The sequence below is a fragment of the Pseudomonas sp. FSL R10-2189 genome (assembly GCF_009600325.1).
In the GTDB taxonomy this organism is placed as follows: domain Bacteria; phylum Pseudomonadota; class Gammaproteobacteria; order Pseudomonadales; family Pseudomonadaceae; genus Aquipseudomonas; species Aquipseudomonas helleri.
On the sequence record NZ_WIVZ01000154.1, the window covers coordinates 1 to 287 of the forward strand.

Annotated in this window: 1 protein-coding gene; it reads right to left on the reverse strand. The window is 42.2% G+C overall.

The window, feature by feature from the left end; genetic code table 11:
- On the reverse strand, positions 1-256 hold a 256-nt coding region (locus GHO32_RS26310; protein ID WP_306167692.1), incomplete at its 3' end, for an amino acid--tRNA ligase-related protein.
- Between the last annotated feature and the right edge of the window lie 31 nt (positions 257-287).

Below are 287 nucleotides of genomic sequence, written 5' to 3' on the forward strand. Positions count from 1 at the left end.
TCATATGATATTCAGGGCTAGTCATTAAATAAAGGGGCTTTGTTTCTCGCTCAAAGGGCGGAAGAAATTGCGTTTGGAAGGTAGAAAGATGCACATCGGTTACCGAAAATTCACTCAGCACGGGCGTTTCAACCTCTAACACGCCGCGATCTGCAAAGAACTGACGGGTATTTTTCATTATTTTCGCTCGCTTGAGCAAATTTTCAATCGGTGCGGTCGGTTGCCATTTTACTTGGCTTAAATCGGTTGGATTCATCGTTTCTCAGGTTATTTCTAAAATTGGTATT